This window comes from Spirosoma sp. SC4-14, assembly GCF_037201965.1.
GTDB lineage: Bacteria > Bacteroidota > Bacteroidia > Cytophagales > Spirosomataceae > Spirosoma.
The window spans coordinates 6,281,025-6,303,957 of record NZ_CP147518.1 but is presented as its reverse complement, the minus strand read 5'-3'; the positions used below and the strand labels follow the sequence as shown (position 1 = coordinate 6,303,957).

At 47.7% G+C, this 22,933-nt stretch carries 19 protein-coding genes; 16 read left to right on the top strand and 3 right to left on the bottom strand.

The features are described from left to right. Position 1 precedes the first annotated feature (1 nt). Positions 2-373, top strand: a complete 372-nt coding sequence (locus WBJ53_RS25905) for a DMT family protein (RefSeq protein WP_338871632.1) — start codon at positions 2-4, stop codon at positions 371-373. Positions 374-390: 17 nt separating this feature from the next. On the opposite strand, the gene rfaD is transcribed toward WBJ53_RS25905, so the two are convergent. Beyond that, positions 391-1,356: an ADP-glyceromanno-heptose 6-epimerase gene (rfaD, locus tag WBJ53_RS25900; protein ID WP_338871630.1), complete on the bottom strand. Its 966-nt coding sequence runs from the start codon at positions 1,354-1,356 to the stop codon at positions 391-393. A gap of 271 nt (positions 1,357-1,627) precedes the next feature. Between rfaD and WBJ53_RS25895 the strand changes: the two genes are divergently transcribed. Continuing rightward, a complete protein-coding gene (locus WBJ53_RS25895) occupies positions 1,628-2,044 on the top strand; it encodes a 6-carboxytetrahydropterin synthase (RefSeq protein WP_338871628.1) in 417 nt (138 codons plus the stop codon). A 64-nt stretch (positions 2,045-2,108) separates the two neighbouring features. After that, the gene (lpxB, locus tag WBJ53_RS25890) at positions 2,109-3,233 is read left to right on the top strand and encodes a lipid-A-disaccharide synthase (protein WP_338871626.1); all 1,125 of its coding nucleotides are present in this window, start codon (positions 2,109-2,111) and stop codon (positions 3,231-3,233) included. Here the strand turns inward: lpxB and WBJ53_RS25885 are convergent. Both WBJ53_RS25885 and hisB read right to left on the bottom strand, forming a co-directional pair. Continuing rightward, on the bottom strand, positions 3,223-3,789 hold the full coding sequence (locus WBJ53_RS25885) for a 1-acyl-sn-glycerol-3-phosphate acyltransferase (RefSeq protein WP_338871624.1): 567 nt from the start codon (positions 3,787-3,789) through the stop codon (positions 3,223-3,225). The genes lpxB and WBJ53_RS25885 overlap by 11 nt on opposite strands. A 306-nt stretch (positions 3,790-4,095) precedes the next feature. Further along, positions 4,096-5,244: a bifunctional histidinol-phosphatase/imidazoleglycerol-phosphate dehydratase HisB gene (gene hisB, locus WBJ53_RS25880; protein WP_338871622.1), complete on the bottom strand. Its 1,149-nt coding sequence runs from the start codon at positions 5,242-5,244 to the stop codon at positions 4,096-4,098. A 268-nt stretch (positions 5,245-5,512) separates the two neighbouring features. Here hisB and WBJ53_RS25875 point away from each other — a divergent pair, with 268 nt between their 5' ends. From WBJ53_RS25875 to WBJ53_RS25815, 13 genes are all read left to right on the top strand, one after another. Next, positions 5,513-6,532 carry an NYN domain-containing protein gene (locus tag WBJ53_RS25875; RefSeq protein WP_338871620.1) on the top strand — a complete coding sequence of 340 codons (1,020 nt, stop codon included), beginning with the start codon at positions 5,513-5,515 and terminating at the stop codon, positions 6,530-6,532. A gap of 2 nt (positions 6,533-6,534) precedes the next feature. Then, complete coding sequence (pabB, locus tag WBJ53_RS25870; RefSeq protein ID WP_338871618.1) at positions 6,535-7,836, top strand: aminodeoxychorismate synthase component I; 1,302 nt, start codon at positions 6,535-6,537, stop codon at positions 7,834-7,836. Positions 7,837-8,099: 263 nt separating this feature from the next. Next, positions 8,100-10,958 carry a TonB-dependent receptor gene (locus WBJ53_RS25865; RefSeq protein WP_338871616.1) on the top strand — a complete coding sequence of 953 codons (2,859 nt, stop codon included), beginning with the start codon at positions 8,100-8,102 and terminating at the stop codon, positions 10,956-10,958. 132 nt (positions 10,959-11,090) lie between these two features. After that, a complete protein-coding gene (locus WBJ53_RS25860; RefSeq protein ID WP_338871614.1) occupies positions 11,091-11,840 on the top strand; it encodes a GLPGLI family protein in 750 nt (249 codons plus the stop codon). Between the two features lie 181 nt (positions 11,841-12,021). Then, complete coding sequence (locus tag WBJ53_RS25855) at positions 12,022-13,101, top strand: hypothetical protein (protein WP_338871612.1); 1,080 nt, start codon at positions 12,022-12,024, stop codon at positions 13,099-13,101. Between the two features lie 102 nt (positions 13,102-13,203). Continuing rightward, entirely contained in the window at positions 13,204-14,253 is a 1,050-nt protein-coding gene (locus WBJ53_RS25850) for an alpha/beta fold hydrolase (protein WP_338871608.1), read from the top strand. Positions 14,254-14,287: 34 nt separating this feature from the next. Next, complete coding sequence (locus WBJ53_RS25845) at positions 14,288-17,290, top strand: DPP IV N-terminal domain-containing protein (RefSeq protein ID WP_338871606.1); 3,003 nt, start codon at positions 14,288-14,290, stop codon at positions 17,288-17,290. 86 nt (positions 17,291-17,376) lie between these two features. After that, positions 17,377-17,796: a DUF4180 domain-containing protein gene (locus WBJ53_RS25840; protein ID WP_338871604.1), complete on the top strand. Its 420-nt coding sequence runs from the start codon at positions 17,377-17,379 to the stop codon at positions 17,794-17,796. A gap of 71 nt (positions 17,797-17,867) precedes the next feature. Beyond that, positions 17,868-18,314: an SRPBCC domain-containing protein gene (locus WBJ53_RS25835; RefSeq protein WP_338871602.1), complete on the top strand. Its 447-nt coding sequence runs from the start codon at positions 17,868-17,870 to the stop codon at positions 18,312-18,314. A 3-nt stretch (positions 18,315-18,317) separates the two neighbouring features. Then, positions 18,318-19,076: an AraC family transcriptional regulator gene (locus WBJ53_RS25830; RefSeq protein ID WP_338871600.1), complete on the top strand. Its 759-nt coding sequence runs from the start codon at positions 18,318-18,320 to the stop codon at positions 19,074-19,076. 112 nt (positions 19,077-19,188) lie between these two features. Next, complete coding sequence (locus tag WBJ53_RS25825; protein WP_338871598.1) at positions 19,189-20,340, top strand: NAD(P)/FAD-dependent oxidoreductase; 1,152 nt, start codon at positions 19,189-19,191, stop codon at positions 20,338-20,340. A gap of 158 nt (positions 20,341-20,498) precedes the next feature. Next, positions 20,499-21,761, top strand: a complete 1,263-nt coding sequence (locus WBJ53_RS25820) for an acyl-CoA dehydrogenase family protein (protein WP_338871596.1) — start codon at positions 20,499-20,501, stop codon at positions 21,759-21,761. Positions 21,762-21,817: 56 nt separating this feature from the next. Next, entirely contained in the window at positions 21,818-22,891 is a 1,074-nt protein-coding gene (locus WBJ53_RS25815; RefSeq protein WP_338871594.1) for a phosphotransferase family protein, read from the top strand. Positions 22,892-22,933 lie beyond the last annotated feature (42 nt).

Sequence of the window (22,933 nt, the reverse complement as noted above, 5' to 3'; positions counted from 1 at the left end):
CATGAGAGGGCTCTATTGCGTTTTGTTACTCACGTTATCAAATATTTTTATGACACTGGCCTGGTATGGACATTTGCAGCTCAAACAGTACCCAATGCTTGCAAAGCTGTCGCTTTGGGGAATTGTGGTGTTAAGCTGGGGGCTGGCTTTCTTTGAATATATTTTTCAGGTACCAGCCAACCGGCTCGGGTCGAACGAAACAGGCGGGCCTTTTTCGCTGTTTGAACTGAAAACAATTCAGGAAGGAGTTTCGCTAACGGTTTTTACCCTGATTACTGTCTTTTTTTTCAAGACTGATAAGCTGGCGTGGAATCACCTTGTAGGCTTTGCGTTTATCGTAATCGCCGTATTTTTTATTTTCAGGAAGTGGTAAGCAGGCAGTTACACTATTTAAAGATAATTTCCTTCGCTGAGGTAGCTCCTTACATAGTCGGCAATACCTTCTTCGAGCGAAAAAAACGGGCGGTCGTAGCCAATCGATCGCAGTTTCGACATATTGGCCTGAGTAAAATACTGGTATTTGTCGCGTATGTCGGCCGGCGTATCGATAAATTCGATTTCGGCATCGCGGCCCATTGCATGAAATGTAAGCGTAGCCAGATCGAGAAAAGTACGGGCTTTTCCGCTGCCTAAGTTATAAATCCCCGAATTACGCCGGTGATGCATCAGGAATGAACAGACTTCAACCACATCTTTTACATATACGAAATCCCTCATCTGACCACCGTCGCTGAAATTTGGGTTGTGCGAGCGGAATAGTTTCATGTGTCCCGTCTGGCAAATCTGGTTGTAGGCATGGAAAATTACTGATGCCATCCGGTCCTTATGATATTCGTTAGGACCGTATACATTAAAGAATTTAAGACCAGCCCAGAAAAAAGGCTTACGCTCCTGTTCGAGTGCCCAGATATCGAATTCATTCTTCGAATCGCCGTAAGGATTCAGCGGCTTTAACTGCGGAATCACCGATTCATTATCGTCGTAGCCAAATTCACCAAGGCCATACGTTGCCGCCGATGAGGCATATACGAGCGGAATCTGATAGTCGATACATCGGTTCCAGATTTGCTTTGAGTATTCGACGTTCAGGTGTTCGAAAATTTGCCGGTCAAATTCAGTTGTGTCAGTGCGTGCTCCGATATGGAAAATGAATTCAATTTCCTGATAATTGTTATCGAGCCAGCCAAAAAAATCTTCGCGATCTACCCGTTCCTGAATCCGTTTACCAGTAAGATTAGCTTCTTTACGCGGGTCCGAAAAATCATCAACAGCAATGATAAAATTGAAATTTTCCTGATTCAATTTGTTTATTAAACAACTCCCGATAAAGCCAGCAGCCCCCGTAACGATAATCATAAAGTGCTCTTGGTAAACGTTTTGATTGGTGTAATGAGGAAAATGTCAGGGCGAATGAAGTGAAATTGGCTGTAAAGATACAAAGATAAAGATGAACAAAGGAATAGCGTATTTGATGATTAAATTGTATTTTTCATATAATAGGCTTGTTGGACTGTATCTGATTTTTGGCACAAAGAGATAGTTTTATTCCGCCCAAAGAGTTCGTACCTTTGTGCCCTGATTTTTAAAAACCGGCGTTTCTGGCAACCGCCTTATCTAAACCAGACAAATGGTATACATTAATAGAATTGAACATTTCAACGCAGCTCACCGGCTCTATAACCCGGCCTGGTCTGAAGAGCGGAATAAAGAAGTTTTTGGTCCATGCGCCAATATTAACTGGCATGGGCACAATTTCGAACTAATCGTTACGGTTAAAGGCGAACCCGATCCTGATACTGGCTTTGTGATCGATCTGAAGCTATTGGGCGATATTATCCGGCGGGAAGTGATTGAAAAAGTTGACCATAAAAACCTCAACCTTGACGTTGATTTCATGCAGGGGAAAATGGCCAGCTGTGAGATTTTTGTGATGGAAATCTGGAAAATTCTCGAACGTGCCCTGAGTGCTGTAACAGAGGCTCATCTGCATCAGATTCGTCTGTACGAAACGCCCAAAAATTTCGTCGACTATTTCGGCGAATAGGTTTTTGCGTATGCTATAGGACACACGGCAGACAGGTGAAATACCTATATCATACCCATCATACATGAACTACTACCTCATTGCTGGCGAACGTTCCGGCGATCTTCATGGTGCCAATCTGATTCGGGCTATCCGGCATTACGATTCGGAGGCACAGTGTCGGGCATATGGTGGTGAACAGATGCAGGAAGCCGGTGCTGTACTGGTGCGTCATTACCGCGATATGGCCTTTATGGGGTTTCTGGAAGTAGTTAAAAATCTGGGAACCATTCGGCAAATCATGCGCGAATGTCAGGCCGATTTGTTGGCTCATCGGCCCGATGCACTCATTCTGATCGATTATGCCGGTTTCAATTTGCGGATGGCGCGGTTTGCCCGGCAGCATGGCATTCGGGTTTTTTATTATATATCGCCAAAAGTATGGGCCTGGAATCAGCGACGTGCCCTAAAAATTAAAGCAAACGTTGATCGGCTGTTTACTATTCTGCCCTTCGAAACGGAGTTTTTTGCCAACTATGAGTATGAAGTCGAGTATGTGGGTAATCCGCTACTCGATGCGCTGGCCGATTTTAAACCGAACCCTGATTTTCGTGCAACGCTCAACCTGGATAATCGCCCCGTAGTTGCGCTGCTACCCGGTAGTCGGCGGCAGGAAATTATGGTTATGTTGCCCGTGATGCTCGAGGTAAGTCGGCAGTTTGCCGACTATCAGTTTGTTGTTGGAACGGTTAGCAATTTGCCTGTATCTCTATACAACAGTTTGCTGGAAAAGTATCCTGATGTGAAACAAGTCAACGATGCAGCCTATGACTTACTTCATAATGCAACGGCTGCACTTGTTACGTCAGGTACGGCAACGCTCGAAACGGCCTTGTTCAATGTTCCTCAGGTAGTTTGCTATAAAACAACAACTGTCTCATATGCTATAGCCAAACGGTTGATTGCGGTTCCGTTTATTTCGCTGGTAAATCTGATTGCCGGGCATGAAGTAGTGAAAGAACTGATTCAGAGCGACTTTACCGCTAATTTGGTTTCGAAAGAATTAGGATCTGTTTTACCGGGTGGTCAGCACCGGGCCGAACAACTGGCCGGATATGCCGATGTCCGGCAAAAAATGGGAGAACCAGGGGCATCGGAGCGGGCTGGCCGCAAAATGGTGGAACTGGTGAGAGCAACAGCTAGTGCATGATACCCGTTTGTTCCCAGTCTTTTAACCAGTCTTTTTTTATTCCGTGAACCTGCGAGAAAAACTTATAAAACGGAAGCATGTCGTTTTCATAGTTACCCGTAACGACAATAGGCTCTCCAAGAATAACCAGCTTTCGAGGCCAGTCGAAACCAACCGGAATGATTGGTACACCCGCTTTGAGCGCAATGTAGTAAAAGCCGGTTTTTAGTTTGGAAACGTTACTTCGGGTACCTTCGGGAGTGATGCAGATGTGTAACGACGGATTCTCGTTAAATACGTCAACTGTAGCATCGACGAGGTTGTGCGATTTGTCGCGATAAACGGGTTTGCCCCCCAGCAGTCGAAAAAACCAGCCCGCATACCAAGTAAATAGTGTACTCTTGGCCAGATATTGAATCCATACGCCAATGGCAGAACGGACACCTAATCCGACAAAAAAATCCCAGTTGGTGGTATGGGGCGCTACCGCCCATATTCCTTTTGGCAAGTGCGGCACAGAGCCTGCCACCCGCCATCCGGCCATAGTAAACAACCAACGGCTAAGGGCATTAAACATGTTACGGTTTTCGGTTACAGTTTACAGTTTCCGGTGGTAGCCCAGTCTTTTAATGACTAACGACAGGAAACCGAAAACTGTAAACCGTAAACCTATTTAGTACTTCCGGTCGTTGCGCTCCAACCAGCGGCCAGTGATGAACGAAGCAGCCAGAAGGACAACATAGAACAGAATTGTTAATGGGGTTGATAAATCCATGTCTGTGTTCGGTTGAATTCAGATGCAAAAGTACAATAACATTGGATATTCGGCACTCGAAATCAGACAAAAATCAACGATTGGCTTTTGCCGGATTCGGCACTGCAATTATAAAACTCCCTTCGTGCTTGGCAGATTATCCAGTTCTTTACTATCGCGCCGAACCGCCATTTTTATTGCCTTGGCAAATGCTTTAAAAATGGCTTCAATTTTATGATGTTCGTTATCGCCTTCAACCTTTATATTCAAGTTGCATAAGGCTGTGTCGGAGAACGACTTAAAGAAATGGAAAAACATCTCGGTTGGCATATCGCCGATCTTTTCGCGTCGAAATTCGGCATCCCAAACCAGCCAGGGGCGTCCCGAAAAGTCGATAGCCACCTGAGCCAGCGCTTCGTCCATAGGGAGCAGATAGCCATACCGGCTAATGCCTCGTTTATCGCCCAGTGCCCGTCGGTAGGCTTCGCCCAGGGCCAGAGCCGTATCTTCAATGGTGTGGTGCTCGTCGATATGCAGATCGCCCTGAACCTGAATGCTCAGATCGGCGCCCGAATGCTTGGCTACCTGATCGAGCATATGATCGAAAAAGCCTAGCCCCGTATGGATATCGGCTTTTCCGCGACCGTCGAGGTTCAGCATTACCCGAATCTGCGTTTCGTTTGTGTTGCGTTCTACTGTAGCTCTACGAGCCGGTAACCGCAGAAATTCATAAATCTTGTCCCAGTCGTCGGTTGTCAATGCAATTGCCTGCTGCATCACTTCGGTCATACCCGAAACATCGGCCGATTGTACGGAAGCAAGGCCATTGGGCGGTAAAAATAGAATTGCTTTGGCACCCAGATTGACGGCTAACTGTACATCGGTCAGGCGGTCGCCAATTACATAACTGTTGGTAAGGTCATAGTTTTCGCCGAAATATTGGGTTAACATGCCAATGCCCGGCTTACGGGTAGTTGATTTTTCGTGCGGAAAATGGCGGTCGATATGAACAGCGGAAAATTGAACACCTTCGCCGGCAAACGTTGCCAGCATTTTGTTATGAGCAGGCCAGAACGTTTCTTCGGGAAACGACGCCGTTCCCAGACCATCCTGGTTGGTAACCATGACCAGTTCATAATCAGTGTCTTCGGCAATTTTTCGCATGGCCGAAATGGCCCGTGGAATGTAATCGAGTTTGGCTAATGAATCGACCTGCTGATCGGGTTGTGGCTCCGTAATGAGCGTACCATCCCGGTCGATGAATAAAATTTTTCGCATATAACAAATATCTGGCCGACAAAGATACCGTACAGACCGGATTGTAAGCGAAAAGGTGTTAATTTTGCCGTAACTTAGCGTTTTCGGTATTTACTGTTTGTAGGATTTCGGTTGTGACTTCTGGTTTTATACGTAATAAAGTCCTATCAGTTCGTAACTCGCTTATATATATCTAGTAAAACAAGACTATCCCATCTGAACGATCATTCTAAAAGTAAAGTGCGAAAAAGTAATCCATAGAATAGATACATAAATTACAAATCAAATTATGCCAGCAAATGCATCCAGACTAACCCGGATCGGGGTTTTCTATGACGGCAATTATTTTTTACATGTAAGTAACTACTATAACTACTCTCACGAACGGCGCAGCCGGATTAGTATATCGGGTTTACATGCATTTATCCGGCGCCAGGTCGCCGAAGAAGAAGAAGTGAATGAGCGTTTATGCCAGATTGTAGATGCTCATTATTTTAGAGGACGTTTGAACGCTCACGAAGCTAATCAGCGGGGTAATCAACTGTTTTATGATCGCCTGTTCGACGATATTCTGATGTCGGAAGGCGTTGTTACCCATTATCTTCCGGTAAAAACCTATCAGGGCTACCGTCAGGAAAAAGGAATTGATGTATGGTTGGCGCTGGAAGCGTTTGAACTGGCTCAATATAAAAAATTTGATGTTGTTGTTCTCATCACATCCGATGGCGACTATGTTCCGCTGATTCGTAAGCTCAATACACTAGGCTCGCGGATTATGGTGTTGAGCTGGGATTTTGAATTTTTGAACGAACAGGGCGAAAAGCAGGTGACCCGCACTTCGCAGGATTTGCTGGAAGAAGTCTCGTATCCGGTTGCAATGCACGATCTGATCGATGACCGAAGCCGCCGTAACGATACAATTATTCAGAGTCTGTTTGTTAAACAGCAACAATCCCGCCCTACATTTACGCTGGCTGGCAGTAATGGCAGTAGCTTTAGTAGTAGCTTTGATTCCGATTATTCGACTGAAGACGGGTTTGAGAACTACTCCCCGTCTGATGAACCAAATTATAATATTGCCGATACCATTGACGATGATCCGGAAGGACGTAAGATTAGTACAATTCGTAGTCTGAAAACAGGGTACGGGTTTATCAACTACCCGCCCAATAACCTGTTTTTTCATTATACAAGCCTGATCGATACCGATTTCAACGAATTGCAGATCGACGACGAAGTAGAGTTTACCATTGGCCATAATGCCGAAGGAAAAGATATTGCCGTTGATGTGCGGTTGATACGGCAGTAAACATGAATCCGATTCATGCAATTGCTGATGACCCCGATTTTCGGTGGAAAGCCCTGTATTGGGCCATCGCCCAGCAAACCTCAGAAAACGGTTTTGTCGCTTTTCTGAATAATAATAACATTGCTTACCCGAACGACCCATTTCCAAACCGACTTTTTGTCGGGACGAAACGGGTCGTTTCCTGTTCAGACACCGATACCTTTCAGAAACTATATGCTGCTCATCGGGAACAACCGGGCTATCTGGTTGGCTATTTGGGCTATGACCTGAAAAATGAACTGGAAGCGTTGGAGAGCCAAAATCCCGACCATCTGGGCTTTCCCAACGCATATTTTGTTGAACCCGAATGGGTGATTGATTTCTTCAGTAATGAAATTGTCATTACGGGCGAAGGCAGCGTTGATGAGGTTATTCGGGCCATTAGCCTGACCGAGCTGCCCACCTATAAGGGGAGCCGGGTTGGGTCCATACAGTGTCGGGTGTCTTCGGATGAGTACCTTCATGCCGTTCGCCAGATTCAGCAGCATATTCTGGCGGGTGATGTATATGAGTTAAACTATTGCATCGAGTTTTTTGCCGAACAGACAACACTTGATCCGTTTGGGGTTTATCGGGCCCTGAATGAGCAGTCGCCCATGCCGTTTTCGGCTTTTCTGAAGCTGGGCGATTTATATGCTATAAGCGCTTCGCCGGAGCGATTCCTGAAAAAACAAGGCTCTATCCTTCGTTCGCAACCTATAAAAGGTACTATCCGGCGAGGACAAACTGCCGAAGAAGATACTGCTCTTCGCAATCAGCTTCTTAACTCCGAGAAAGAACGTGCCGAAAATCTGATGATTGTCGATCTGGTACGCAACGACCTGGCACGCAGTGCCGAAACCGGTTCAGTGCGGGTCGATGAACTGTTTGGGATTTATGGTTTTCGGGCGGTTTATCAACTGATTTCGACCGTTTCGGCTACCCTACGCAACTCGGTTAGCTGGGCCGATGCCATCCGCCATGCTTTCCCGATGGGTAGTATGACGGGCGCTCCGAAAATCCGGTCGATGGAACTGATCGATGCCCTGGAAGTGAGTCGGAGGGGTGTTTATTCTGGAGCTATCGGATTTATCACACCCGAAGGCGATTTTGATTTCAGCGTTGTTATCCGAACCTTACTCTATAACGCGCGAAGCCAGTATGCATCTTTTTCGGTTGGGAGTGCTATTACCTACGATGCCGACCCTGAGCAGGAATGGGAGGAGTGCCTGCTCAAAGCTCGCCCAATTCGTGCTGTGCTGGAGCAGAATTTAACTGCCACCTAATTAGCTGCAACCTAAAGAATGTGTTTAAAGCTGCCGTTTAAAAGATTATTACCTCCCTTGTGTGGAATTCGGCTGCTTTTTGAATCTCTTCTCATAAACCAAGCAACATTCTGATATGAAAATCGCTCATTATGAGCACCCTAAGCCGTTTGCGAGGTTTACTACTATAAATTTAGTTAAAAAACGTTAATCTTGTAACCAACTTGTTGCAGTCCGATTATATTTGTTCTTGATACACCAGTTCAACCTTTACCTGTTCATCGATGAGAAACCTTTTCCTGCTGGCCGTACTGTGCCTGTTGGCGGCCACTACCCACGCCCAAAACCCCTCAAATGCCTCCCGATTTACGCTTCAGGGCCGCGCTGTTGATACCGCATCGGCACCCCTACCTTCATCGACAGTAATGCTGCTCAGCCCAAAAGATTCGTCGCTGGTCAATTTTACACGGGCAGATGAGAAAGGAGCCTTTTCAATAAGAAATGTGAAGGCTGGCGAATACATTCTCAAAATTTCGTTTGTTGGCTTTATTCCGTATAACCACGTGGTTAAGTCGAAGGGCGAATCTGTCATCGACCTGGGGGAGCTAAAGATGAAACCGATTACCAAAGAATTGCTTGAGGTAGTTGTGAAAACGGCAAAGGCACCACTGACCATCAAGGGCGACACAATTGAGTATAATGCCAGTTCGTTTAAAGTGCCGCCTGGTTCAACGGTAGAGGACCTGCTCCGAAAACTTCCTGGTGTACAGATCGATCAGGATGGAAACATTCGGGCGCAGGGCGAAGAGGTAAAGAAAATAACGGTTGATGGGAAAAGCTTTTTCGGGAATGACCCTAAGCTGGCTACCAAAAACCTGCAGGCCGAAGCTATTTCGAAAGTGCAGGTCTTCAACGATAAAACGGAGCAGTCTAAACTGACGGGTGTTGAAGATGGAAAGAAAGAAAAAACCGTTAATCTGGAACTGAAAGAGCAGTTCAAAAAAGGGGGCTTCGGGAAAGTAAGTGCCGGTGGTGGGCCAGCCTCCAACGATATTTCGGCACGTGGCGAAATCAAAGGAAACTATAATAAATTCGACTCGAAACGCCAATTTTCGGTTATTGGGCTGGCCAACAACACCAACCAGCAGGGTTTGTCGTTCAACGATTATCAGGACTTTCGGGGCAGTAATTCATTTAACTGGAACGACAACGCCGATTTTGGATTTGGTGGTAACGGCCGATCCATTTATTTCGGCAACGACGACGAAACGTTGGGTATTCCTGTTGGCGGGGGCGATGGGCGAGGTTTTTCTAACAACGTAGCCGGAGGGGTTAACTACAACTACGATACGAAGAAAACCAAGCTTAGCACCAGCTATTACTACAACCAAACCCGGCTGGAACTGGATGCGATCCGAAACCGAAAAAACTTTTTGTCGACAGGTTCATATCGTACAGAAGAAACCAGCAATCAGGTTAATTTTAATGGAAATCACCGGATTAGTCTGCGTTACGAAAAAATGATTGATTCGGTCAATACGCTGGTTGTGCTGAGCAATGCCCGTCTGAACAATGGAAATGCAAGCCTGCTGACGTTGCAGGATTTATACCGGACGAATGGAACCAGTGGAGTGGAGGCTCTTTCGACCCGAAATCGTACAAATAACCTGAACACAGCACGGCAGTTTGGTATGGCTAATACGGTACTATATCGGTTGAAGTTCAAGAAAAAAGGCCGTTCGTTTGCGGCTAGTGCTACGTATCAGATCAATACGAACGATGCTACGCTGGGGCTGGACGCCCGAAATGAGTTTCTGGATGCAACCAGCGCAAACGACATGCTCCGCATAATTCGGCAGGATCAGAGTACGAACAGCCTGCGTAACGAGTATAAAGTTAGCTTGCAGTTCGTAGAACCATTTGCTAAGAAATTTTTCTGGGAGACGTTTTACAATTTCAGCCTTCGCACCGACGAAGTTGACCGGAATGTGCTGGATGTGGGCGATGCCACACGTACGCGCAATGACTCCCTTAGCCGGTATTACCAAAACAATTATCTCTACAATCGGCTAGGCTCAAGTGTTCGCTATTCCTACAAAGGATTGAATGTGTCGGCCGGAGTGGCGGGTCAGCAATTTACACTCGATGGTAAATATGCACCCGATCAAACGTCGCCCACCTTTAACCGAATCAACCGAACCTTTACCACGTTCGTACCGAATTTGTCGCTCAACTACGACATGAAAAACAATCGGTATCTATACGGGGGGTATAGCCTTAATGTCCGAATACCTTCTTCGCGGGATCTGCAGCCCATTATCAACAACAGTAACCCACTGTTTATCAATGAAGGAAATCCCGATTTGCTGCCACAACTGGAACACAACGTTAATGCCGGGTTCTATTATTTCAATCCGGGCAGTTTCATTAACCTCAATCTGAACATCAACGGTTCGTATTACGAAAATCAGATTGTATATAGCCAAACAGTAGACACGCAGACGCTGATTACGACAACTCGCCCCGAGAACCTTACGGGTGGACGGAATATCGGCTCGTATTTCAACTTTGGATTTCCACTTAAGAAAACCAAGGCTACGCTGAACCTCAACTCGCAACTGAACTTTGGGCGCAACCTGACAACTATTAATAAAGTGCTCAACCAGACCGATAATCAGAACTACAACATCGGTACCCGTCTGGATCTGACGCCAACCGAATGGCTAACATTCTACGGAAGTGCTAACTGGGGTATAACCGGCACGCGCTATTCGATTAATGCGGGTCAGAATCAGACCATTATCAACAATAATTACCGGGGCGAAATGAACCTGAAACTGCCTGCTGATTTTTATGTGAATACAACGTTGAATTACCGTATTTATAAAAACGATCGGTTCGGATTTCATCAGCAGATACCCATCTGGAACGCGTCGGTATATCGTATTCTGGGTAAGGCCAAGAAAGCCGAAATTCGATTGTCGGCGGTCGATATGTTGAACCGCAACATTGTTGTGTCGCAGTATGCTGGTCAGAATTACGTGCAGGATGAACGCATTCAGACACTAGCCCGGTATTTTATGCTTAGCTTCACTTATAACATGCGGGGCGTATCTGCAAAAATGCGCCGGGATGGGTATTAGGTTTATAGTCTATGGTTTATGGTTGCTCCGCCCGGATATGACAATTGGTCCATGGCAATGCTATTGCAGCGCAGCCATAAACTATAAACCGTAAACGCAACACTGACTAACACAAACGAATCTGAAAAAGATATGAACCGCTTCTTTCCCTTATTTCTCTTTTTTGCAATCTCAGTTTCGACCTATGCGCAGAATTCTGAGGGCATTGTGAATTACGAACGTAAAACATACTGGACCAAAATCATTGCCCGAATGACGTTTTTGAGTCAGGAGCAAAAAGACCGGGCTGCGCAAACCTGGAAAAACGACGACGAGTATAAAGAAAAAATGAAACTGGTTTTCACCGAAAACGAGAGCTTATATACGTATGCCAATGAGCAGGGTGAAACGGAAGATGGCAGTTATTCCTGGCGACATTCGGAGTTCAAACTCCATCGCGATTTCGCTAAAGACCGAAAACTCGACATCATCGAAATGCTGGGCAAGACCTACGTAGTTGACGACTCGCTGCATACACCAACCTGGAAAATAGGCAATCAGATTAAAGACGTAGCTGGCTACATCTGTATGAAAGCCGAAGCCGAAGACCCCATTAAAAAACAGAAAATTACGGCCTGGTTTGCGCAGGATTTACCCGTTCCGGCGGGGCCAGAGCGGTACAATGGTCTGCCGGGTGTTATTCTGGAACTGAACCTGAACGATGGCGATGTAGTGATTGAAGCAACTAAGGTGACACTGAAAAAAATTACTCCCGACGAGCTGAAGATGCCTAAAACGAAGGGTAAAAAAATTAGTGATGCTGCCTATGATAACATTATTCGTCAGCATATTGCCGAAAGCATGACCGCTCACCGCAATCCGTATTGGTCTATACGCTATTAACAGAGCTGTTTTTGCAGAAGATGGGGTAGCTGGAGCAGAAGCTCTGGGTACCCTATTTTTGTTGTGTATGAAAAACAAAAGATAAAGAATAAATAATTGAAGAAATATAATATTGCACTAGTTTGTTTGGTGTATTTTGAAATTATATACTTTAAATTGCGTTTAATAACCTTCCTCTTTTATGTTTGCCGCCCGCAGTTTCTGGCTTAAGTTTTCAGAAACGTTTTGCCTGTTTCTGGTAATTATCGGGTTAACGCAGCTATCGGAGGCTACTTCGCGCTGGCAGTTTGAGGTAGTCTCCGATTCGGCTAAGCGACTGATTGCCCTGGCCATCCTGTTGGGCATAAGTTTTCTTGTAACCTATAGCTGGGAACGCATTGGTAAAGGCAATCAGTGGCACACTTGGTTGCAAACAATCATCACGGTTTATGTCGCCTATTCCATTACGGGATATGGAGCCGCCAAAATTCTGAAAACCCAATTTCAGGCACCCCAGTATATTCGGGAAACACCTATTGGTGAACTAAACGGTTTCTGGCTAACCTGGACCTACTACGGCTATTCGCAGACGATGGCCTATATTCTGGGCTGGACACAAGTACTTGGCTGTGTTTTGCTACTGTTTCGCCGAACGCAGCTAATGGGGGTAGTTGTGTTGTTGCCCGTTATGATCAACATCGACCTGATCGATCATTTCTACGACATTTCGCCGTTGGCCTACTACAACGCGCTGCACTATACTTTCCTCTTGTTTTTTCTGCTCCTGCTCGATTACGATACACTCAAAGCCGCCTTTCTGTCGTATCAGAAAACCGCTAATACAACTATCCGTACGGCGCTCCTGACAGTTGTGCGCCTACTGGTAATTGGGCTGGCATTCTGGCGTATTAATTCGCTGCGCGAAAGCTTTCAGCAACCAACCAAACTGAACGGTGTCTGGAAAGTTGAGAGCCTTGGGCGCAACAACAGCGTTGTGATTCCGTCGGCCTATCAGGATTCGGTCTGGTCGAAGGTATATTTCGAATGGCGATACGGTTGTTTATTCAAGTATCACCCCGACAAATTTCAGCAACGAGATCTGCATGGCGATTATAAAGTAGATGAAGCTACTAAGGTGCTCACGGTTCATTTTCCGAGCGAAACGGGCAAATCGGTCGATTCAATGCGGGTTAGTTACCAATTTGTAACTGATAGTACGCTGACAATGCGGGGGCGGTTCCGGCAGGATTCGCTGACATTAAAACTGAAGCGGCTGATCTGAACCAAACAGGATTGGTCCTGAAAGCAGGCGGGCAGAATTTTTCTAATTATCGGTTCATATCCACTACTCTTACTATTACTGACTCTAATTTGTACTCTGTCTATGCGTCGGCTTTATTGTTTATTACTTTTTATTTGCATTGGTTTTAGTATCAAAGCCCAAACGGCTCCTGCATCAACTACGTCGGCTCCCGATCTGAATGAACGAATTCGGCAATTAGAGGAGAACCTGCGTCACTCCGACCAGACCATCACTAAACACATCGACGATTTACTCTGGTATCAAAAACTGGGCGATGTTGCCGTTATCGACAAAATTCGCTATGCCAGTAAACCGCCCCATGTAATCAAAAATCCGACGGGACAGGGGGCTTCCAATCCGGTCATAATTCCGGCTTATACGTTTGTGCCGAAGAAATTTGCGTCGGCAAAGAAACTGCCATTGCTGGTATTCGTTCACGATGGGATTCATGGCGATTTCAGTACACTTTATGCTCACATTGTCCGCGAACTCCTCGATCAGGGATACCTGATCGTTGCCCCTGAATATCGCGGTAGCGTGGGCTACGGGGGCGGGTTTTACAACCAGATCGACTATGGCGATTACGAAAACGACGATGTACTGGCCGGAAAGCGCTGGGCTGTCGAAACTATGCCACAGGTAGATGCCGATCGGGTCGGGATTATTGGCTGGAGCCACGGCGGTATGATTTCGCTGATGAATATTTTCGATCATCCCGAAGACTATAAAGTGGCTTATGCGGGCGTGCCTGTGAGCGATATTATTGCCCGACTGGGTTATAAAACACCACAATACCGGGCAATTTTTTCGGCTGCAACGCACATTGGCAAAGATCCCTCCGACAATGTGGCCGAATACCGTCGTCGGTCGCCGGTCTGGAATGCGCAGAAGCTGAAAACTCCGCTATTGATTCATACCAATACCAACGACGAAGACGTCAACGTGCTGGAGGTAGAGTCGCTGATCAATGCGCTGAAAGCCCACGAAAAGAAGTTCGAGTATAAGATTTATCAGGATGCACCGGGTGGGCATAGCTTTAACCGGCTCGATACGAAACTCGCCCGCGACTCGCGCGAAGAAATCTACAAGTTTCTGGCTCGCTATCTGAATCCACCTGCAGCCCTGAAATAGGTGAATGTAAGTCAATTGCTAACTCGCTATTCTAATGAAGACCTGTTTTGAGTTTGCCCGATTTCTGCTGTTTTATGCCTTGTGTATAGGTGTTACTACGGTTTATGCCCAATCGGATTCGGTCCGAATCACGGTTTCGGAAGGAACCAACATGTCGGCGGCACTGTCGCCCGATGGGCAGTCGATCGTGATGGATATGCAGGGAACCATCTGGCTCATTCCGGCCAGGGGAGGGGCTGCTCGCGCCCTGACCGATTTTCGCGACGATGCTCGTCAGCCAGCCTGGTCGCCAGATAGCAAGCGCGTTGTCTACTCGTCGTTTCGGGATGGAACGTTTCATATTTACAGCGTCAAAACGGATGGTTCTGATCTGCAGAAACACACAACTGGTGAGTTCGATAACCGTGAACCGATGTATTCGCCCGATGGCAGTAAGCTGATTTTTTCGTCGGACAAGGGCGGAAATTATAACCTGTTTGAACTAATCCTCAAAACGGGCAAACTCATCCAGTTGACGGATCACCTGGGAAATGAATATGCTCCCTCATACTCGCCCGATGGCAAACGAATTGCTTATGTGGCTACGCGCCCAGACGCTTCGGGATTGTATGTGCTGGAAGGCGGAAAGGAAACATTAGTTTGGAAAACGTCCGCTACAATGGGACCACCGGCCTGGTTGTTGAATGGCACGTCGCTGATTGCACAAACGGCCGAAATTGGCAAAACCACGCTGGTTATTAAAGACCTGAAAGTCGATGCAACCCCCAATGTCATTTCGGCAACTGGCGAAGACGTATTTCCGTTCCGGCCAACGGTGGCTAAGGACGGAGCCATCTGGTATACGGCCGATGGGGCTATTAAACGTAAAACGGCCGATCTGGCGAAGACCGAAAAAATAAACTGGCAGGCTACGCTGGCGCTGAGTCGTAAACCCTACACCCGTAAGACCTATCTGCTCGATAACCCTAGGTCAAGGCCGGTGAAAGGTATTCGGGCTCCGGTAGTTTCGCCCGATGGCAAAGCCATTGTGTTTTCGGCTTTGGGCGACCTATACTGGCTCGACATTGGTAACCCAACCCCTAAAAAGTTAACCGACGATTCGTTTATTGAGGCCGATCCGAATTTTTCGCCCGATGGTCGCTATCTGGTGTTTGTTTCCGATCGTTCGGGCAGCATCAACCTATGGGCGCGGGATTTGCAAACGGGCCAGGATCGGCAACTGACCAATGGCGCTACCGAAGTCAGCACACCCGTGTACTCACCCAATAGCAAACACATCGCGTTTTTCATGGTCGACCGATCGGCATATGGCCGCAATACACTCCATACAATTGATGTACCTCCGTCTGAAGACCAGCCTTTTCCGGCACCCAAACGCATTTATGAACCTTTGTTTGGGCCGGGAGTACCGAGTTGGTCTGCCGATGGAAAAAGCCTGGCCGTTTCGGCGCTGGATGTCTACTCGACCCGGTTTCGGGAGGGCTTGAATCAGTTTCTGGTCATTCCGAGCGACGGAAGCGGGCGTGCGCTCGAATTAAAACCCGATTCGTCGGGGCAAACCATCAGTTTTCGGGGGCGCAGCGGCCCGGCCTGGTCGCCCGATGGTAACTGGATGGCGTATGTGCTCGATGGTATTTTGTGGACATTGCCCGTCACATCGGATGGCAAACAGACCGGTCAGCCCATTCAGCGCACGAAAACACTGGCCGATAACATGAGTTGGACCTCCGATGCGAAAACGCTGGTATATCTGTCGGTTGATACCTTAAAACAACTCGATATTGCATCCGGACGGGTAACCAACGTTCCGCTGGAATTTAACTATCAGGCTAAATTGCCTACCGACCAGACGGTTATTCATGCAGGTAAGTTTTTTGATGGAAAGACGAATTCCTATCGCGAAAACGTAGATATTATTCTGAAGGGAAGCCGTATTCTGGCTATTGAACCGCACAAAGCCGGCCGGTCGGGCCAACTGGTCGATGCGTCGAAATTGACTGTAATGCCTGGACTTTGGGAAATGCATACCCACCAGAGTATTCTGACTGGTGAAAAGCAGGGACGTATCTGGCTGAGCCATGGCATTACGAGCGTTCGCGAAACGGGTGCCGACCCTTACGATGCACTCGAACGGCGCGAAGCCTGGGATGCCGGTGTTCGGGTTGGGCCACGGAGTTTTTATACGGGCAATATTAACGAAGGATACCGACTCTATTACGGACTGGCAACGAGTATCCGTAGTGAAGGTCAGTTACGGATGGAACTCGACCGTGCCAAACGGCTGGATTATGACCTGTTGAAATGCTACGTTCGCTTACCCGATCGCTTGCAGCAGTTAGCCGCCGATCTGGCGCATGAGATTGGGATTCCGGTTACATCGCATGAACTGTATCCGGCCGTAAAATACAATATCGACGGAGTCGAACATTCGTCGGCTACCAGTCGTCGCGGATTCTCACCTAAGCTGACCTCTACCAATCATATCTATGGCGATGTGCTGAATCTGATTACCAAGTCGGGAATGAATATGACGCCGACAACGAGCTTGCAGGGTGGCTTTAGCTACCAGATTCGGCTCGATACGGCATTGTTCAGTTACGAGCCGTTTACGCATTTCTACGACGAAACGTACCGGAATAATATGCTGGCTCAACAGCAGACCATGCGCCGGATGATGCCGGGGGCTCTCGAAAACTTCAGGACGCTGGCCAGTAATGTGAAGAAATTTATTGCCGCCGGTGGCCGGGTAACACCCGGAACCGATTCGCCCCTGATTCCTTATGGATTGAGCCTACAGGTTGAGTTGCAGAACTGGGTAGAAGGTGGTGTAACACCATTTGAAACACTCAGGGCGGCAACGCTCTGGTCGGCCGAAGCGGCCGGGGTCGGTAAGGATCTGGGAAGCCTCGAAGTTGGAAAAATTGCCGATCTGATTGCGGTTGAAGGCGATCCGCTGACGAAAATTCGCGATACGATGAATGTGCGATATACCATCAAAAATGGTCAGGTCTGGACCAAAGACGATTTGTTGAAATAGACCGCTTAGTTATCTGCCATTAATTATTGGTCATTGGGCACTTGCCATTGGGAAATCGATAAAGAAATTCTAATGACAAATGCCCGATGGCCAATTACTTTTATACGGTGAGGTATTTGCTGGCTGGCAGCATAAAAATTGAACTAATGGAAATAAACGTAATTCAGATTGGCGGAGTAGAAATAGCCGAGGTTGTTTCTGATACGATGGTAATTGGCAGTGCGGATGATGGGCTGGATTTGCTGGGGAATCTATACTATCGGGGATTTGATAAAATAATGCTGTATGAAAAAAATATAACTCCCGATTTTTTCAATCTCCGAACGGGCATAGCAGGTGAGATCCTTCAAAAATTTTCAACGTATCGGGTGCAACTGGCTATAATTGGTGCATTTGCGGCATATCAAAGCAAAAGCCTGAACGACTTTATTGTTGAGAGTAACAACATCGGTCACATCAATTTTGTGAAGTCAAAAGACGCTGCGGTTGAAAAACTGGCGAAATAGCATAAAATAAGTTGACCCACGAAAACGACTACCCTGGAAGCGATGTTTGTCAGACTTAACGCTTATAGGAAATGACGAATCAGGCCAAGGTTGCAGAACCGGTTGTTCGGAAGCAAATAACCATCGATGCTCCAGTTTCGAAAGTCTGGCATTTACTGACATCGCCAGCGCTCATAAAACGGTGGATGCTCGATACAGAAATTGAGGTCATCTCAGACTGGCAGGTTGGAAGCTCAATTCGGTTCAGGGGCGATTTGCACGGTAAATACGAGCAAAAAGGTACAATTGTGCAATTTGAACCGAATGTTGTCTTTGCATATACGTCGTGGAGCGCTCTATCCCGCTTGCCCGACAAAGCCGAGAACTACACGACCGTCGAATTCAACCTAATCCCTGCCGACAACCAGACAATGCTGATTGTTACGCATCGGAATTTAATTGCCGAAACCGCAGTCGAACATGCCAGTTTTTATTGGAATGGCACGCTGGGAATTATAAAAAAGATAGCTGAAGAATGAGTCATGACTGCTATTGATATTGACTACAACGTTATGCAGCCCGACCAGCCGCTTTTCAAATTTGTCAAAGCGTTTTGGCGGCTTAGTAACCCATCCGACAATGAAAAACCGGTTACTATTGTGCCCGACGGATGTTTCGATGTGCTGTTTTCTATCTCCGCTACCGAACCGTTCCATGTCATCCTGGCTGGATTGGGTACCGAGCCTGGTCCGGCTTTTATTGCTCCGCATACGGTTACGTGTGCTGTTAATTTTAAATTGCCCGCTGCCGAATATGTCCTGAAAACGAGCATAGCGCCGTTGCTGAATGGAGTTCACTACCTACCTGCCGATTTCTGGGGTATAACGCCTGCCGATCTGGACAATTTCGGGCAGTTCTGCAAGAAAGCGTCTGCGGCAATTGCCGGAGCCATACACGAAGCAATCGACCCACGTAAATATGCCTTGTTTCAACTTATGTATGCTTCCGAGGGCGAATCGACCGTTCGGGAGCTTGCCGAAGCGGCACAGTGGAGTAGTCGGCAGATCAATCGTTATTTTCAGCAGTGGTTTGGGATGTCGCTGAAAGCCTATTGCAACATTCTTCGCTACCGGGCTTCGTTCAAACAGATTCAGGAAGGAAAGCTGTTTCCCGAGCAGGATTTTGTCGATCAGGCGCATTTCATAAAAGCCGTAAAACGCTATTCAGGTGTGACACCCAAAGAACTCGCCCGCAACAAAGACGACCGATTTATACAATTTTTCCGATTGCCCGAACAGTAGGTTTGTGACATAAACAGATGGGTTTAACAGCCATCACGCCTGAAATTGAACAGGTTGTCTGGCATACTCCATTGGTTTAGATTTCTATAAACAACTGTTAACAAGGGGTAATATGCGAATTGAAAACAAAAAAATAGCCATTGTGGGCGGAGGTCCCGGCGGATTAACGTTGGCCCGGCTGCTGCAAATGAAGGGCGCTAGGGTCAACGTATACGAACGAGATGTGGATAAATATGCTCGGGTGCAGGGGGCCACGCTGGACTTGCACTACGAATCTGGATTGCTGGCCTTGCGGGAAGCCGGATTGCTGGATGCTTTCAACGCTAATTATCGGCCGGGTGCTGATAAATTGCGAATTGTTGATAAAAAAGGCATTGTAGTACTCGACGAACACGTAAACGAAGCCGATGAACTGTTTCGGCCTGAGATTGATCGGGGACCGCTTCGGAAAATTCTGCTGGATTCGCTGCAACCCAACACGGTTGTCTGGAATAGCCAGTTTATCACAATGTCGCCCAACGGCGACGGCTGGAAACTTGAATTTCGGAATGGAACATCAGCCGAAGCCGACATTGTGATTGCGGCCGATGGCGCAAACTCAAAAATCCGGACGTATATCACGCCCATCAAGCCATTTTATGCCGGTGTGACGGTAATGGAGGGAGCGGTATATGATTCTGAAACGGCCTCTCCGCGTGTTCATAAGTTGCTCAATGGAGGAAAATTGTTTGTGCTGGGCGACGAAAAAACGCTGATCGTCAGTTCGAAAGGCGATGGTAGTATGGTGTTTTATATTGGCTGCAAGACCGACGAACACTGGATGCGAAACTGTGGTATCGACTTTGCTGATAAAGCACAGGTACTTGGCTGGTTCCGGCAGGAGTTTGCCGATTGGGACGACATTTGGCTCGATCTGTTCGAAAAGGCAGAATATCCACTCATGCTTCGTCCGCAATACTGTATGCCTTTAGACCAGACCTGGGAATCCCTCCCAAACCTGACAATGCTGGGTGATGCCGCCCATCTGATGCCTCCCTATGCGGGCGAAGGTGTTAATATGGCAATGCTCGATGCGCTGGAACTAAGCAACTGCCTGACGAACAGCTTGTTTCTCGACGTGCAGGCTGCCATTGCTGCTTATGAAAATCAGATGCGAAACCGGGCCTCAGAAGTGGCCCGATTGACGTTAGATCAAACCGAAGCGTTACATTCGCCAGCCGCCATTACGCATATGCTTGCCGTATTCAACGAGCCAATCGGATAAAGAAAAAGGCTTTTAAACCGTAGCGGTCACAAAGTACACGAATCACCTGGCGAGCGTTGCGGTTTAAAAAGGCAATCATGAGTTCTACACTTGCCCCTTCGTTCGGGAACCCTTACTTTAGTGCCTGCCACGTTGGCGCTCCTAGACCCATACCCCGAATGGAATCTATATTTATTACCGACCGCGTTCGGCCGTTGCTGGCGCAAGTCCGTAACATTGTCGAAACCGAATTGATACCGCTCGAAGACGGTTTCTCTCACCATCGTCTTGATGAGCTAATCCCCATTCTTAATCAAAAACGCCAGCAGGTAAAAGATGCCGGGCTGTGGGGCTTGCATCTGCCGAAAGATGCCAATGGGCATGGACTAAGCCTCTGCGAGTTTGGGCAGATTAGCGAACAATTGGCCTATGCGCCATTTTTTGGGCATTATGTGTTCGGCTGCCAGGCTCCCGATATTGGTAATATTGAACTGCTCCACAAGTTTGCATCCCCCGAAATCAAAGAACAATATCTGAAGCCGCTCATGGATGGTGATATTCGGAGTTGTTTTTCCATGACCGAGCCCGAGTTTGCTGGTTCTAATCCAACGCGCATGGCAACGGTGGCCGTTCGCGATGGCGATGAATACATAATCAACGGTCGAAAATGGTTCACCTCGTCGGCCGACGGAGCCGCATTTGCAGTAGCCATGGTGGTGACTAATCCTGAGGCCGCTCCACATCAGCGGGCCAGCATGATTATTGTGCCGACCGATACGCCTGGTTTCAGGATCGAACGAAATATTCCTGTTTTTGGTGATGTTGGGCAAGAATGGTTTAGCCATGCCGAAGTGACTTATACCGATTGCCGGGTGCCGGTGTCTAACCTGATTGGGGCCGAAGGCATGGGCTTCCGGCTGGCTCAGGAGCGGCTCGGACCGGGGCGCGTTCATCATTGTATGCGATGGATTGGAAATGCCGAAAAAGCACTGGATTTACTCTGTAAACGAGCTGCTTCGCGCGAGATTGAAGACGGGGTGATGCTCGGCGAAAAGCAGTTTATTCAGGATTTTATTGCCGAAAGCCGGGCCGATATTGATGCCAGTCGGCTCTATGTGCTCAATACGGCATACCTCATCGATACGGTAGGCGTGGCCAATGTTCGGGAAGCGGTGTCGGCCATCAAATTCTTTGTGGCCAATGCCTTCCTGCGCGTGCTCGACCGGGCCATACAAGTACATGGCGCCCTGGGCGTAACGGACGATACGGTACTGGCAGCTATGTATCGCCATGAGCGCGGTGCCCGCATCTGGGATGGTGCCGACGAAGTGCACAAGCAGAATCTGGCAATCAGTATTCTGAAAAAATATGGTCTCGACATCAAGAAAAAAGCTCGTGAGTTGCAGGAGTTTCGTCGGCTGATGGCCGCCGGGCAGTTGTAATCCTGATTTTTTGTCGTATAAACCGCATCTGGCCAGCAATCCAATTGACCTAAGTCATGATTACTCCCGATTCTCCACGCGCCGTACGTGTAGGCGAAGAACTTGATAGAGCAGCCCTCAATGCTTACCTGCGCGAGCAGATTCCTGCTATTGGCGACGTGCAGGAAATTCGTCAGTTTCCCGGCGGCTTTTCCAATCTGACGTACTTACTCAAAACAGCTAACCGCGACTTTGTACTGCGCAGGCCACCCGCCGGGGCTACCATCAAAGGTGGGCACGATATGGGTCGGGAGTTTCGGGTATTATCGTTGCTAAAAGGCCACTATACACCTATCCCCAATCCCATACTTTACTGCGAAATAGACGCGATACTGGGGACACCGTTTTATATTATGGAACGGGTATCCGGAATTATTTTGCGGGCTCCAATGGCTCCATCACTGAAACTGTCGCCGGAACGGATGCGGCAGCTATCGGAAGCCCTGGTCGATAATCTGACAACCATTCATGTGCTCGACATTGTCGAAACCGGTTTAATTCAACTGGGTAAGCCGGAAGGGTATGTGCAACGACAGGTTGAAGGCTGGATCAAACGCTATCGGAATGCCCAAACCGACAACATTGCCGCCATGGATGCTGTAGGCGAGTGGCTCGTAACGCATTATCCGCCCGAGCAGAAACCCGCTTTTTTGCATAACGATTACAAATATGACAATGTGCTCTTTGCTACCAACGAACATACGGGCGATCCACTTCCGGTTATTTGTGGAGTGCTTGACTGGGAAATGGCAACAGTAGGCGATCCATTAATGGATCTGGGAGCTACACTAGCCTACTGGTCCGAAGCGGCCGATACACCCGCCTATCGCACCTTCAACCTGACCTGGCTCCCCGGCAACCTGACCCGTCGGGAGGTGGCCGACCGGTATGCCGAGCGCAGTGGCCGTAATTTGTCGGCTATTGTGTTTTACTACGTGTTTGGACTCTATAAAAATGCCGTAATCGCTCAGCAGATCTACGCTCGCTGGAAACAGGGCTATAGTAAAGACGAGCGGTTTGGGAAAATTCTGCCGATGATTATCGAACTGGCAAACAAAGCCGCGGGGGCTATCGAGAGCGAAAAAATCTAAATATGTACTATGTTGAACTGACTCTGGCAGCGTGCCACCTTA